Here is a 13,182-nt window from a genome sequence, read left to right on the forward strand (position 1 = left end):
GCTGCGAGAACCGGCAGCGTCCGGCACTGGGCGGCACTCGCCGGAACTGGGTGAAACGGGACGGTAGCTGAGGCTCGCAGACTTTTAATCCATTGGTTGTGGGTTCGAGTCCCACACGGCCTACCGCGCCGGCCGGAGGGGAGGCCTTCCGGCCCACCGGGCGGAGCCCCGGCCGGATCCGTCCGGCCGGGGCTCCGCCGCGTCAGGCGAGCTGTGTGCTCTGCAGCTCGGCGTAGGCCCCGCCGAGCCGCAGCAGCTCCTCGTGCGAGCCGATCTCCTGGATGGCGCCGTCCCGCATGACGACGATGCGGTCCGCGTCGCGGACGGTGGACAGCCGGTGCGCGACGACGAAGGTGGTGCGGCCGCGCAACAGCCGGCCCAGGGCCTGCTGGACGAGCGCCTCGGAGCGGGTGTCCAGGGCCGAGGTGGCCTCGTCCAGGATCAGCACCCGGGGATCGCGTATCAGGGCCCGGGCGATGGCCAGCCGCTGGCGCTGCCCCCCGGACAGCCGGGCGCCGTCGTCGCCGACGGAGGTGTCCAGGCCGTCCGGCAGGCGCTCGACGAACTCCAGGGCGTTGGCGTCGCGCAGCGCCCGCCGCACGGTCTCGTCGTCGGCGTGCTCCATGCCGTAGGCGACGTTCTCGCGGACCGTGCCCCCGAAGAGGACGGATTCCTGCGGCACGACCGAGACGAAGTGCCGGTACGTCCGCAGGTCGAGGGTGTCCATGTCGGTTCCGTCCAGCAGGATCCGGCCGGAGGTGGGGCGGATGAACCCGATGACGAGGTTCAGCACGGTCGACTTCCCGGCTCCCGAGGCGCCGACGAGGGCGATGGTCTCGCCCGGGGCGACCGAGAGGGAGAAGTCGCGCACCGCGGGCGCGCCGCCGTCCCGGTAGGCGTAGCCGACCTCCTGGAACTCCACGGCGCCGCGCACCTCGGTCACCTCGGTCCTGCCCGCGTTGTGCTCCAGCTCCGGCGCCTGGAGGACCTCCCCGACGGACCGCACGGACTCCAGTCCCTTGGTGATCACCGGCGCGAGCCCCATCAGCGTGCTGGTGGAGTTGGTCAGGGTGGTGAGGAACGCGCTGAGCATCACCACGTCGCCCGGTGTGATCGCCCACACCTCGAAGTACGCGATCAGGGCGGCGGCGCTGAGGAAGCAGATGCCGAGCATGTTGAGGAGGACCCAGGACAGGGAGGCGAACCGGCCGTTGAGGAGGTCCAGTCGCCGGCCCGAGTCGAGCACGCGGCGCAGTGTGCCGTCCATGCGCCGCAGGGCGTCGCGCTCCAGGCCGTGGGCGCGGGTGACGGTGATCAGGCGGGTCATCTCGCTGACCCGGGTGGACAGGAGCTCCACCTCCTGCCGGAAGTGCTCGTTGTGGTCGCGCAGCCGGCCGCGCAATCGGGCCACCAGCAGGGCGGCCACCGGCACCACGAGGAGGAAGACGGGCAGGAACTGGGGAGTCCGCACGGCGATGATGGCCAGGCCGCCGGCGAGCACGGTCACGGCGCCCAACCCGGTCTCCGAGGTCTGCTGCACCATCTGCTCGACCGTCTCGACGTCGCGGACGACCTTGGTCTGCAGCACGCCCGCGCTCGTCCGCGTGTGGTAGCCGATGGACAGCTCCTGCATGCGGGTGCACAGCGCCGAGCGCAGGGCGGTGCCGGTGCGGCGCACGCTGCCGTGGAGGAGGCGGACCCACAGGAGGTGCAGGGGGGTGTTGACGGCCAGGATGACCATGATCAGGCCGGCGCTGCTCCACAGCCGGCTGAGCGGCAGGTGCATCACGACCGTGTCGACGATGGCGGCGGTGACCAGGGGCAGGAGCCAGATCGGGCTGTGCTTGACCGTGAAGACGAGGACCGCGGCCGCCAGCCGCCAGCGGTCCGCCCGGAAGAGGTAGACGAGCGTGCGGACGGGATGCTCGCCCCGGTAGCTGTGGTCGAGCGGGCTCTCGAACGGCGCCATGGCAGCAAGCCTTCTCCTGAGGAAGATCGTGCAGGCAGCTTAAAGGCGTCGGGAGAGGACAGTAAGCCCTTTCTGTCTGCCTCTCCCCCGTGGAGGCGCCGGGCCGCCGCGGCCCGGCGCGGGGCACGGCGGGCCCGTTCGCGGAGGGGGGCCTCCCGCCGCCCGGCGGGGTCCGGCCGAGTCGGAGGCCGTGTGTACCAGTGCATACCGGAATGTCGGGAAAGCGGCTTCGGCGTAGCATGGGGCGGAGTCGGCGCGCCCGTGGTGGGACGGCTCCGCGGGCGGGCCATCCGCGCAGGGAGCTGAGCGAATGATCCATCCGGCCGACGTCCGCGAGTGGCGCGGCCACGACATCGTCGACGCGGAGGGGCACCAGGTCGGCCCGCTCGAGGCGGTCCACACCGACACGGCGACCGACGAACCCGCCGTGGCCGCCGTCCGGACCGGACTGCCCACCCGCCGGTGCCCGGTGGTCGCGTCCCTGGACGAGGCGGTCGCGGGTCCGGGCTGCCCCGGGGTCCGGTACGGCAAGGCGCTGGTGGAGAAGACCCCTTCCACCGGCGGTCCCTCGGCGGTCCATCGACAGGCCACCGACAGTCCATCGGCGGTCCCTCGGCACCGACGACGTGCCGCCCCCCGAGGAGGAAGCGGTCCTCCGGCACCACGGCATCCCCCACCGTCCGGGCGCAGGAGGCGAGCGGCGGCCCGCGCGCGGCTGACCGGGCACGTCCGAACAGCGCGAAGGAGGCGTTCACGGCATGGCGTTCTTTCTGTTCCTGCTCCTCGTCGCACTCGTCCTGGGAGTCCTCGGCGCGGTGGTGGAGGGCCTGTTCTACCTGCTGTTCATCGGCATCGTGATCCTGGTGATCGCGACCGTCGTCCTCTCCGTGCAGCGTTCCCGCCGGCGGACCGGCCGCTGAGGCGGCCTTCCGGGCGTACGCGTCCGGCGCGGCGCCGGACGGACGGGACCTCCGGCGCCGGGGGCGCGCCCGCGCCCGCATCCGCGCCTGCATCCGCGCCCGTGTTCCGCATCCCGGCCCGCCGGAGCGGGCACGGACCTCCTGGCGGTAGCGTCCGGCGGTGTCGGCGATCGGCGCGGGCGGTACGGGCGTACCGGTGGGAGGAACCGAGGATGAGCGAGTCACCGGCCAGAGCCCGGTCCCCCCGGCTGGTGCGGCGGCTGGGCACCGGTGACGCGGTGGTGATCGGCCTGGGGTCGATGATCGGCGCGGGCGTCTTCGCCGCCTTCGCCCCGGCGGCGCGCGCCGCCGGGGCCGGGCTGATGGCCGCCCTGGTGCTGGCGGCGGTGGTCGCGTACTGCAACGCGACCTCCTCGGCCCGGCTGGCCGCCCGCTACCCGGCCTCCGGCGGCACCTACGTCTACGGCCGCGAGCGGCTGGGGGAGTTCTGGGGCCATCTGGCCGGCTGGGCCTTCGTGGTCGGCAAGACCGCCTCGTGCGCGGTGATGGCGCTGACGGTGGGCCTGTACGTGTGGCCCGAGCGGGCGCACGCCGTGGCGGTGGCCGCGGTGGTGGCGCTGGTGGCGGTGAACTACGCCGGGGTGCGGAAGTCCGCCTGGCTGACCCGCGCGATCGTGGCCGTCGTGCTGGCGGTGCTGGCCGCCGTGGTGGCCGCCTGCCTGACCTCGGACGCGGCGGACGCCGCGCGCCCGGCCTTCTGGCCCGGCCCGGCCGGGGACGTCTCGCCCGGCGGGGTGCTCCAGGCGGCAGGCCTGCTGTTCTTCGCCTTCGCCGGGTACGCGCGCATCGCCACCCTCGGCGAGGAGGTGCGCGACCCGGCCCGCACCATCCCCCGGGCGATCCCGCTGGCGCTGGGCATCACCCTGGTCGTCTACGCCGCGGTCGCGGTCGCCGCCCTGAGCGTGCTGGGCCCCGACGGGCTGGGCAGGGCGACCGCGCCGCTGGCCGACGCGGTGCGCGCGGCGGGCGTGCCGGAACTGGCCCCGGCCGTCCGCGCCGGGGCGGCGGTGGCGGCGCTGGGCTCGCTGCTGGCGCTGATCCTGGGCGTGTCGCGCACCACGCTGGCGATGGCCCGCGACCGGCACCTGCCGCACACGCTGGCCGCCGTCCACCCGCGCTTCGGCGTGCCGCACCGCGCCGAGCTGGCGGTCGGCGCGGTGGTGGCGGTGGTGGCCGCCACGGCGGACGTGCGCGGCGCGATCGGCTTCTCCTCCTTCGGCGTGCTGGCCTACTACGCCGTCGCCAACGCCTCCGCCTGGACCCTGGGCCCCGGCGAGGGCCGGCCGCCGCGGATCGTGCCCGTGCTCGGGCTGGCCGGGTGCGTGGTGCTGGCCTTCGCCCTGCCGCTCGCCTCGGTGGTCTCCGGGGCGGCGGTGCTGGCGGCCGGCGCCGCCGCGTACGGGGTGCGCCGCGCGGTCGCCGCCCGCGGGGCGTAGGACCGCGCGCCCCGGCTCCCCGGCCGGCGCCGTCCGGCCGCCCTTGATCGATTCGCCGGGGCACGGCCCATCGGGAAGATTGGAGGAGTGCGCGGCGACGGAGAACAGGAGACGGACGGCGGCCGGGCCCGCGTCCGGGCCATCCCGGTCATCGGCCGCCCGCCGTGGCTGCTGCCCCTCCTGCTGGTCCTGCTGGGGCTGGCCGTCAACCTGCTGACCCCCGCCGACGTGTTCCTCAGCGCGCCCTTCATCGCGGCGTGCCTGGTGGCCGCGGCCCTGTGGACGTTCGGCGGCACGGCGGTCACGGCGGCCGCCTCGATGGCCGCGGTCGTCGGCCTGCTGGTGCGGGCCGGGCTGCCTCCGGCGGAGAACACGGTGCGGCTGGTCACCAACATCACCGCCGGCCTGCTGGCCCTCGTCGTCAGCCGGGTCCTGCACCACAGCGACGTCAGCGTGGCCTCGGCCCACGAGGTCGCCGAGGCCGTCCAGCTCGCCGTGCTGCCCGTGCCGCCCGGCCGGATCGGCGACCTGAGGATCGCGGCCCGCTACGAGGCCGCGCAGGCGCACGCCCGGATCGGCGGCGACCTGTACGGGGTGCAGCGGACGCCGTACGGGCTCCGGCTGCTGGTGGGCGACGTGCGCGGCAAGGGGCTGGACGCCGTCGGCGCGGTCACCGTCGTGCTCGGCGCCTTCCGGGAGGCGGCCGAGACCGAGCCGGACCTGGCGGCCGTCGCGGACCGGATCGAGCACGCCCTGGTCCGGGAGGCCGGGCAGCGCGAGATCGGGACGGGCCGGACGGAGGGGTTCGCCACGGCCGTGCTCGCCGAGGTCCCGGCCGGGGACCGGGGGAGCCTGCGGATCGTCAACCGGGGCCACCCGCCCCCGGTGCTGCTGACCGCGGAGGGGGACGTACGGCTGCTGGAGCCGGACGGGAGGGCGTACGCACTGCCGCTGGGGCTGGGGGACCTGGCGGACGGCACGGTGGACGGGGGAGCGGACGGCACGGTGGACGGGGGCGCGGGCGGCCGTACGGGACCGGTGCCCTTCCCGCCCGGTTCCCTGCTGGTGCTCCACACCGACGGCCTGACCGAGGCGCGGAACGCGACGGACGCCTTCTACGACCTGGCGGAGGGGCTGCGCGGCCGGCGCTTCCCCGGACCGGCGGCCCTGCTCGACCATCTCCTCGCGGAGGTCGGGGCCCACACCGGCGGGCAGCGGAACGACGACATGGCGCTGCTGGCGGTCATGCGCGATCCGGCGGACCCGCCCGCCGCCCCATGACGTTCCGTAGCCGGCGCACACCCCTGTGCATAACATCTGAGGAACAGTCAGGGAGTGTGGCGTGTGTCTCGTGGAGCGATCCGGCGGTCAACTCGCCCGAATTGAGCCGCTAATGCCCCGGTAAGTCTCCGTCAAGAAAGCTCAAGGTTTGAAGAGGAGACTTGGAATCCGGAGCGCACCTCTATTAACGTTCGATAACGCAGCGCGGTCGTCACTGCCGCCGAAAGAGGCGGCACCGTGCGCCGTCGCCTAATCCCGCGGGCGCGCCCTCGTGAACAGCGAGGACGGGCCCAGGGAGCCGGGGAACCACCAATTGGGGTGAATCGGACCACGTGGCATGCCCGCGTGAATCCGTAGGAGACCTTCCTGCTCCGAACCCGTCAGCTAACCCGGTAGGCGAGAAGGAAGGAAAGGAGAACGCCTCCGTGGCGTCCAGCAGCCCGGCCCCCGAGGCCCCCGAGGTCTCGTACGGCCCGCACCCCGGCGCTTTCGCCCCGTTCGGCCCGGACGGCGACGGCGACCGGGCGGTGTGGAACCCCACCGAGGACTCCGTCCGGCCGGTCCGCGGCCGCCACCGTGTCGTCAAGCAGCGCAACGGCATGGCGCGCAGCGGGGCCGTCCTCGGCGTCGGCATGATCGCGGCGGTCGGCGCGGGCGGCATAGCCACCGCCAAGGACAAGGGCCCGGTCGCCATCTCCCTGCCGGACCTGGACCTCGGCGCCGTGACCGAGGGCATCCCCGTCGTCGGCGGCCTCGTCTCCGACTCCGGCTCCGGCGGCGACACCGGCGCCGCCCAGGACTCCACCGGGGCCACCCCCTTCGGCGGCACCCTCACCCAGGCCGGTCTGGACACGACGGACGCCGCCGGTGCCACCACCACCCTGACCGCGGACGCCGGCGAGGCGCTGCGGGCGCGCATTCTCCAGCAGGCCGACCAGCAGCAGGCCGACGCCACCCAGGCCGCGCTCGACGCCGCCGCCGACCAGGCTGCGGAGAACGCGGCCGAGGAGGCCGCCGAGCAGGCCGCCAAGGAGGAGGCCGAGCGCAAGCGCAAGGCCGCCGAGGAGGCGGCGCGCAAGGCCGAGGCCGAGCGCCTGGCCAAGCTCGCGGCCAGCTACACCCTCCCCCTCTCCTCGTACCAGCTCACCTCCACCTTCGGCGCGTCCGGCTCGATGTGGGCCAACAACCACACCGGTCTGGACTTCGCGGCCCCGACCGGCACCCCGGTCAAGGCGGTGCACAGCGGCGAGATCGTCGAGGCGGGCTGGGCCGGCTCCTACGGCTACCGCGTCATCCTCAAGCTCGACGACGGCACCGAGATCTGGTACTGCCACCTCTCCTCCATGACCGTGACCAGCGGCAGGGTGACCACCGGAGACGTCATCGGCCGCGTCGGCTCCACCGGCAACTCCACCGGCGCGCACCTCCACCTGGAGGTCCGTCCCGGCGGCGGCGACCCGATCGACCCGCTGTCCTGGCTGCGGAGCAAGGGCCAGTCCATCTGACCGGCGGTCCGCAGGGCCTCGCCCTCGCGCGGGGCCCTGCCGATCCGCCCCCTTCTCCCCGCTCCCCCTCTCACTCCTTCCGCTGTTCCCGCGCGTCCCGCGTCCGGGCCCGGCCGACGCGCACCGCCCGGACCGCACATGCCCCGGCGGCTCTGGTGACCCACCCCCCGACACCAGGGCCGCCGGTCCGCTTCCGCCCGGCGCGTGCCGTCGAGTGCCGGCGCGTGTTGACGCGTGCCGTCGAGTGCCCAGCGCGCGGGCGGCTCTCAGCGCCGTGGCTGCCCGTACGCGCGCTCCACGGCCAGCCGCACCACCAGCCGCCGGTCGGCGACCATGGCCCGCCGGTAGTCGTCCCAGTCGGGGTGCTCCTCGCCCCGGATCGCCCGGTAGACCTCGATCAGCTCCTCGACGGTGGCGTCGTGCGGATCGGCGGCGACGGGCGTCAGCTCGGCCGTGCCCTCCGCGACCGTCCAGGCCCAGCCGTCCTCGCTGGTGACGTGGTAGCTCGCGCGGGGGTCGCGGGCGAGGTTGCGGGTCTTGGCGCGGCCGGCGGTGACCGAGATCCGGATCAGCCGGCGGGCCGGGTCCCAGGTGTGGTTGACGTTCGAGAGCTGCGGCCGTCCGTCCTTCCCGATGGTGGCCAGCACCCCGAGGCGGCGGTCGGCGAGCAGTGGGAGCAGGGCGTCCTGTACGTCGCTGTGGCTCATGCGGTTCCCTCCGTCGGGCGGCGCTCGTCGGCGTGCGTCTCGGTGCCGTACGTCTCAACCGGCCGCCCGCGCCGCCGATTCCGCGGACCGCGGCCCTTCCGCCGTCTCCGGCCCTTCCGCCGGTTCCCCGGGGCGCGCGGTGGAGAACAGCAGCCGGTACCGCGCCACGTCGCTCCTCACCATTCCGGGGAAGTTGCGCACCCGGCGCCACAGCGGCGACGGCGAACCGACCCCCTCGCCCGGCGACTCCAGCGCGTCGATGTGGGCCCGCTCGCTCTCCCACTCCGCGTAGTTGACGACGCGGGTGCCGTCCGTGCTCAGGTGGAAGTGGGCCGAGATGCCGCCGGGCGGCAGGGTCCCGTCGCCGCTGTCCGCCTCGATCGCCTCGGCGACGGTGTCCACCCACGCCCGCTGCCGCGCCTCGTCGGGCCCCTCGAACTCCACGTCCACGACCACCACGCACCCCGGCTCGGGCCGCCGCCCGTCCCGCTTCTCCGGGAGGCTGCGGTAGCGCCGGGCCCGCACCAGCCGGAGACGCTCGATCCCCGGCACCGCGGCGTCGATCTCACCGTTGCGCTCCCGCCGGTGGTCGCGCACGAACGCGTCGTACGCCTCCTCGCCCGTCCACTGCGAGTGGTGCAGCAGCGACCGGCCGTCGGTCCCGGCATAGACGCTGTACGACAGCAGACCCCGCGTCGGCCAGGGGCGGTCCGCCCAGGTGGCCGCGATGGCGTCCACGGTGGCCCGCTGCCGTTCGGGCGTGCCGACGTCCCAGACGCTGAAGAACGTGGCGCCGATCTCGGGCCGGGTGGGGTCGGGGTGGACGGGCGTCGCGGACATGGAGGTGCCTCCTCGCTGGTCACAGGGCATTTCCTCGCGTTGCGACTCCACCTTCACACTTCAAGTCCCCTTGAGGTCAAGGGATTCGGGGCCATCGGCGGCGGCCCGGTGACGGTCCGCGAGGGTGCGCAGCGGGTCCCGCGGCCCGGGCGGGCCGAGCACGGTGAACGGCAGGTCGAGGACGCCCGGGAACGCGGCGGGGCCGTGGAGGGAGTCGCCCTCGCTCCCCGGCACGCACCCGCCCTCCCCGTCGGTCGGTCAGCGGCCCGGCCGCCGGCGCGATCCGCTCGCCCGCCTCCCTGGGGCGCGTGCAGCCGTACGCGCCCCCGGTGCCGCCACGCCGCCGAGCCCGTCCCGCGCGGCACGTGCCCGACGGCGTTCTGAGGTGTTCGGCGGAGCCGCCGCCCGGCGGCTCCCGGGGCGCGGAGCGGGGGCCGCCGGGGACGTGGAGTTCGTCTCGGACCCGGCCCTCCGCGCCCTGGCCGACTCCGACGGCGCCACCGCCCACCGGAGCGGCTTCGAGCGAGGTGGCACTTCCCCGCCCCGGGGAGCCCGGCCACCTCACCGGCGGCCTCCGCACGTCCTTCCGTCCGCTGCCGCGCGCCTGAGCCGCGCGCTCAGGCGGGCAGCCGCTCCTCGATCGCGGCGACGACCTCCGCCGCCTCCGGCTCCACGGCGGGACGGAACCGGGCGACGGGGACGCCGTCCGCCGCGACGAGGAACTTCTCGAAGTTCCACTGCACGTCCCCGGCCTGCCCGTCGGCGTCGGCCAGCTTCGTCAGCTCGGCGTACAGGGGGTGCCGGCCGTCCCCGTTGACGTCGGTCTTCTCCAGCATCGGGAAGGTGACGCCGTAGGTGGCCGAGCAGAACGTCGCGATCTCCTCGGCGGTGCCGGGCTCCTGGCCCATGAACTGGTTGCACGGCACGCCCACCACGGTGAACCCGCGGTCGGCGTACTTCCTCTGCAGCCGCTCCAGGCCCTCGTACTGCGGGGTCAGCCCGCACCGGGACGCGACGTTGACGATCAGGAGCACCTTGCCCCGGTGCTCGCCGAGGGTGGCGGGCTCGCCGGACAGGGTGCGCAGGGGGATGTCGTAGAGGCTCATGCGCCCTGTCTAACAGAGTCCGCGCCCGCGGTCGCCGCGGCTGTAGTCCGAAGTTGTCTCATGAGCAGGCGGATTCTTGAAAGTTTCATTTCAAATGGTTCATAGTGATCTTTTCTGTACTTGGCCCTGCTCGACGCGCCGGCGGCAGACTGGGGTGCTGCTGACAGCGGAGGGCAAGGGTATGTGCGAGTTCCCTCTCGGTGAGGCCCCGGAGCGCCGGAGGGCTACGGCCGCATCTCCGGCCGGCACCGACCAGTACGCGCAGCCTTGCTGTCCTTGAGGGGTGGGCGACAGATTTCATCGCCTACCTCCTCCACTGGCCGGCGAAGCAGAGACGGGACCCGGACGACTTCCTCGGCCGCGCCCAGACGAGCTACGAGGCGGAGGCGGACGTTGCGCGACTCCCTCAGTTCCGCCTCGGCTGTGGCGGCCCTTCGCCCGCCGGCACGATGGTTGTATGCCTGCTCCTTCCTCTCCGGGGGTCTCGGCCCGGATGAGTCGCCAAGCCAACCGCGACACGAGCCCGGAAATAGCGGTTCGTCGTCTGCTGTACGCCGCCGGGTATCGCTACCGGCTGCATCGGCCGGTTCCGGGCATGCCCCGCCGGACCATCGACATTGCTTTCCCCGGTACCAAGGTGGCGGTTTTCCTGGACGGCTGCTTCTGGCACGGATGTCCCGAGCACGCCACCCATCCCAGGGCGAACAGGGAGTGGTGGCGTCAGAAGCTCGACCGGAACATCAGCCGCGATCTGGAGACAACGGAACGGCTCCTGGGAGAAGGGTGGGCAGTACTGCGCTTTTGGGAGCACGAGTCACCCGACACGGTGGCCGACCGGATTGCCCAGGTGGTGACGGAGCGCAAGGGCCGACCCTGAGCGGATCTTGTACTCATCGACCGAACCTGCACGTGTGCCGCCTTCTCCCACTAGGGTCGACGTCGGCCGGACAGGAGCAGCGCACTGGGGAGAACACGCACTTGACCTCCGCTCGCCTGACATCGCTGGAGATCTGCGCAGGAGCCGGGGGGTTGGCGATGGGGCTGGAGGCCGCCGGATTCGATCCGGTCGCGCTGATCGAGAAGAACAGGCACGCGTGCGCCACCTTGAGGGTCAACCGTCTCGGGTGGCGGGTTCTGGAGATGGACCTGCGGGACTTCGTCGCTCAGGAACATCCGTACACGTACGACGTGGACCTGCTCGCAGCCGGGCTTCCGCGGGTCAAGTCTCCGGCTGCGACCAGACGTGCCGAGGATCTCTACGAGAGGGAACTGCTGGAGGCGACCGTGTGGCTGGTCGCCGAGGTACGACCACGCACGGTGCTGATCGAGAACGTACCCGCCCTGGTCGGCGACGATGCGTTCACCGACATCCGCGAGTTCATCCGGCTCGAACTCGAGCACCTCGGGTACGTGCTGCACTGGCGGACGATCAATGCCTGCGACTTCGGGATCGCGCAGGACCGGAAGATGGGACTGTTGGTCGCACTGCAGGCCGAACCGGCGGGGCGATTCCGTTGGCCGGAGCCACTGCGCACGCCCCATCCGACGGTGGGGACCGTGCTGGTGAATTCCATGGCGGCCCGTGGTTGGCGCGACGCGGTGGCATGGGCGGCGCAGGCAGATCGGCTCGCGCCCGCGATCGTCGGTGGTTCGGAGCGCCGAGGCGGTGCCGACCTCGGCCCCACCGGCACCAAGAAGGCATGGGCGCGCATGGGGATCAACGGTGGGGGCATCGGCGACGAGGTGCCCGACGCCGACCATGGATGGGATCCGGGCGGGAGCGTGAAGAACCTGCCGAAGCTCACCGTCGAGCAGGTCGCGCTCCTCCAAGGCTTCCCACCTCACTGGAGGCTGGAGGGCGGCAAGACCGCCCGATACCGGCAACTGGGGCATGCGACTCCACCTCCGGTGGCCCGTGCCCTGGGAGAGCGGATAGCGACTGCCCTGCGTCCCTCGGGGAGGTTCTCCCTGTGAGGCCTGCCCGTGCCCCGGCCGTGACCGCATGCTCGGAGCCGGCTACACTCCCCACCGTGAACTCCGCCAGAACCGACGAACCGATCAAAATTGCCGATCTCTTCTCCGGCTGCGGAGGCTTCACTCAGGGTTTCTACTCCTTCAGGCCCGCCGGAGAGGAGGGGAGAAAGGAGCCCTTTTTCAAGTCGGTACTGGCGATTGAGAAGGATCAGTCCGCTGCCGCCACCTACGCCGCGAACTTCGCTCCCGATGACGCGAGTCGTGGCCACATCCATACGGGAGAAATCGAGCACTGGCAGCCCACGGACGAGGAAATCTCGGCTGAGGTGGTGCTGGGAGGACCGCCCTGTCAGGGCTTCTCCGGTCTCGGAAAAGGGGACCCGGACGATCCGCGCAACAAGCTCTGGCGTCACTATGTCAGAATTGTCAGCGAGGTCATCAGGCCCAAGATATTCGTCATCGAGAACGTCGATCGCTTCCTGAGTTCTCCAGAGTTTTTCGACCTCGTCCGGGAGACGCAGGCGGGAGGCGACCTGCGAGACTATCGTCTGCTGCCGCCCCCCGGCGCCCTGCCGGGGGACGAACCGAGGAAGCGGAACAGTCGGTACCTGCTGAACGCGGCGGACTACGGTGTTCGCCAGGCCCGCAGGAGGGCCATCGTCATCGGGGTCCGCAAAGATGTTCCCGAGGGCATGAACCTCAGCTACCCGGAGCCAACCAGGAGGAGGCCCCCTTGGTGGAGGTCCCGGGCCAACGCCAAAGATGCCCTGTTTTGCGCGGAAGAAGCTCATCGGGACGATGAGGGTATCTACTGGAAAACAGTTAAGCCCATCTTCGACAGGTCATCGGAGATGGATCTCAAGGATGATCTGTCCGGCGGGTCGGGTAGATACTTCCTCACAACTGATCTTCATTTCAAGAGGAACCCGGAAATTCTTTCCTTGGCGCGTTACAAGGCCATCCCCCCCGGAGGAAACAGAAAAGACCTCACAGGTGTCTGGTACAAGCTGGGTGATGATGGCGACATCCATCTCTCGACGCACTCCGAGTACAAGAGGATCAGAGGGAGGGGCGTCTACCTGTCGACCGAGAGCTGGGACAATCACCACAACGGGTCCGGGGATGTGATGGGGCGCCTGAGGCTGCACGAGCCGTCAGTCACAATTCGGACAGAGTTCTACAAGCCAGAAAAGGGACGTTACCTCCATCCCACGGAGAACAGGCCGATCACCCACTTCGAGGCCGCTCTGATCCAGGGGTTCCCCGAGAACTTCAAGTGGTGTGGTTCGAAGACCGAGATCGCCCGGCAGATCGGCAACGCCGTTCCAATCGGCCTCGGCCGGGAGATCGCCAGGGTGATCTACCAAGCCCTGCGCGGCTGACG

12 protein-coding genes and 1 riboswitch are annotated in these 13,182 nt (G+C 72.1%); of the genes, 7 read left to right on the plus strand and 5 right to left on the minus strand.

The features are described 5' to 3' along the window. Positions 1–202 precede the first annotated feature (202 nt). Complete coding sequence (locus QC029_RS22365) at positions 203–1,969, minus strand: ABC transporter ATP-binding protein (protein WP_279557537.1); 1,767 nt, start codon at positions 1,967–1,969, stop codon at positions 203–205. 758 nt (positions 1,970–2,727) lie between these two features. On the opposite strand from QC029_RS22365, the gene QC029_RS22375 reads away from it, so the two are divergent. The 4 genes from QC029_RS22375 (at position 2,728) to QC029_RS22390 (ending at position 7,171) form a co-directional block, all read left to right on the plus strand. Next, positions 2,728–2,889, plus strand: coding sequence for a hypothetical protein (locus tag QC029_RS22375; protein WP_279557538.1), 162 nt, complete (start codon positions 2,728–2,730; stop codon positions 2,887–2,889). Positions 2,890–3,101: 212 nt separating this feature from the next. Next, positions 3,102–4,385, plus strand: a complete 1,284-nt coding sequence (locus QC029_RS22380) for an APC family permease (RefSeq protein WP_279557539.1) — start codon at positions 3,102–3,104, stop codon at positions 4,383–4,385. An 87-nt stretch (positions 4,386–4,472) separates the two neighbouring features. Then, positions 4,473–5,666, plus strand: coding sequence for a PP2C family protein-serine/threonine phosphatase (locus QC029_RS22385; protein ID WP_279557540.1), 1,194 nt, complete (start codon positions 4,473–4,475; stop codon positions 5,664–5,666). 236 nt (positions 5,667–5,902) lie between these two features. Further along, positions 5,903–6,080, plus strand: a riboswitch (cyclic di-AMP (ydaO/yuaA leader). An 11-nt stretch (positions 6,081–6,091) separates the two neighbouring features. Further along, on the plus strand, positions 6,092–7,171 hold the full coding sequence (locus QC029_RS22390) for a M23 family metallopeptidase (protein ID WP_279557541.1): 1,080 nt from the start codon (positions 6,092–6,094) through the stop codon (positions 7,169–7,171). 266 nt (positions 7,172–7,437) lie between these two features. Here QC029_RS22390 and QC029_RS22395 read toward each other — a convergent pair whose 3' ends face one another. The 4 genes from QC029_RS22395 to QC029_RS22410 all read right to left on the minus strand — a co-directional run bounded on the left by QC029_RS22395 (position 7,438) and on the right by QC029_RS22410 (position 9,824). Further along, the gene (locus QC029_RS22395; RefSeq protein WP_279557542.1) at positions 7,438–7,878 is read right to left on the minus strand and encodes a PPOX class F420-dependent oxidoreductase; all 441 of its coding nucleotides are present in this window, start codon (positions 7,876–7,878) and stop codon (positions 7,438–7,440) included. Between the two features lie 54 nt (positions 7,879–7,932). Next, positions 7,933–8,718 (minus strand): antibiotic biosynthesis monooxygenase, encoded by a 786-nt coding sequence (locus tag QC029_RS22400; RefSeq protein ID WP_279557543.1) that lies wholly within the window; start codon positions 8,716–8,718, stop codon positions 7,933–7,935. A gap of 60 nt (positions 8,719–8,778) precedes the next feature. Then, a complete protein-coding gene (locus QC029_RS22405; RefSeq protein ID WP_279557544.1) occupies positions 8,779–8,952 on the minus strand; it encodes a hypothetical protein in 174 nt (57 codons plus the stop codon). Positions 8,953–9,335: 383 nt separating this feature from the next. Next, entirely contained in the window at positions 9,336–9,824 is a 489-nt protein-coding gene (locus tag QC029_RS22410; protein WP_279557545.1) for a glutathione peroxidase, read from the minus strand. 457 nt (positions 9,825–10,281) lie between these two features. On the opposite strand from QC029_RS22410, the gene QC029_RS22415 reads away from it, so the two are divergent. The 3 genes from QC029_RS22415 to QC029_RS22425 all read left to right on the plus strand — a co-directional run bounded on the left by QC029_RS22415 (position 10,282) and on the right by QC029_RS22425 (position 13,180). Then, entirely contained in the window at positions 10,282–10,701 is a 420-nt protein-coding gene (locus QC029_RS22415; RefSeq protein ID WP_279557546.1) for a very short patch repair endonuclease, read from the plus strand. Positions 10,702–10,859: 158 nt separating this feature from the next. Further along, positions 10,860–11,798 carry a DNA cytosine methyltransferase gene (locus QC029_RS22420; RefSeq protein WP_279557565.1) on the plus strand — a complete coding sequence of 313 codons (939 nt, stop codon included), beginning with the start codon at positions 10,860–10,862 and terminating at the stop codon, positions 11,796–11,798. Positions 11,799–11,854: 56 nt separating this feature from the next. Continuing rightward, positions 11,855–13,180, plus strand: a complete 1,326-nt coding sequence (locus QC029_RS22425) for a DNA cytosine methyltransferase (protein ID WP_279557547.1) — start codon at positions 11,855–11,857, stop codon at positions 13,178–13,180. Positions 13,181–13,182 lie beyond the last annotated feature (2 nt).

It is taken from the genome of Streptomyces sp. DH37, assembly GCF_029813835.1.
In the GTDB taxonomy this organism is placed as follows: domain Bacteria; phylum Actinomycetota; class Actinomycetes; order Streptomycetales; family Streptomycetaceae; genus Streptomyces.

What these genes read in the sequence shown, in the direction of transcription:
- QC029_RS22420 (WP_279557565.1), top strand. Translation starts at nt 10,860, where the DNA reads ATGGGGCTGGAGGCCGCCGGATTCGATCCGGTCGCGCTGATCGAGAAG.
- QC029_RS22395 (WP_279557542.1), bottom strand. Translation starts at nt 7,878, where the DNA reads ATGAGCCACAGCGACGTACAGGACGCCCTGCTCCCACTGCTCGCCGAC.
- QC029_RS22400 (WP_279557543.1), bottom strand. Translation starts at nt 8,718, where the DNA reads ATGTCCGCGACGCCCGTCCACCCCGACCCCACCCGGCCCGAGATCGGC.
- QC029_RS22410 (WP_279557545.1), bottom strand. Translation starts at nt 9,824, where the DNA reads ATGAGCCTCTACGACATCCCCCTGCGCACCCTGTCCGGCGAGCCCGCC.
- QC029_RS22375 (WP_279557538.1), top strand. Translation starts at nt 2,728, where the DNA reads ATGGCGTTCTTTCTGTTCCTGCTCCTCGTCGCACTCGTCCTGGGAGTC.
- QC029_RS22365 (WP_279557537.1), bottom strand. Translation starts at nt 1,969, where the DNA reads ATGGCGCCGTTCGAGAGCCCGCTCGACCACAGCTACCGGGGCGAGCAT.
- QC029_RS22380 (WP_279557539.1), top strand. Translation starts at nt 3,102, where the DNA reads ATGAGCGAGTCACCGGCCAGAGCCCGGTCCCCCCGGCTGGTGCGGCGG.
- QC029_RS22415 (WP_279557546.1), top strand. Translation starts at nt 10,282, where the DNA reads ATGCCTGCTCCTTCCTCTCCGGGGGTCTCGGCCCGGATGAGTCGCCAA.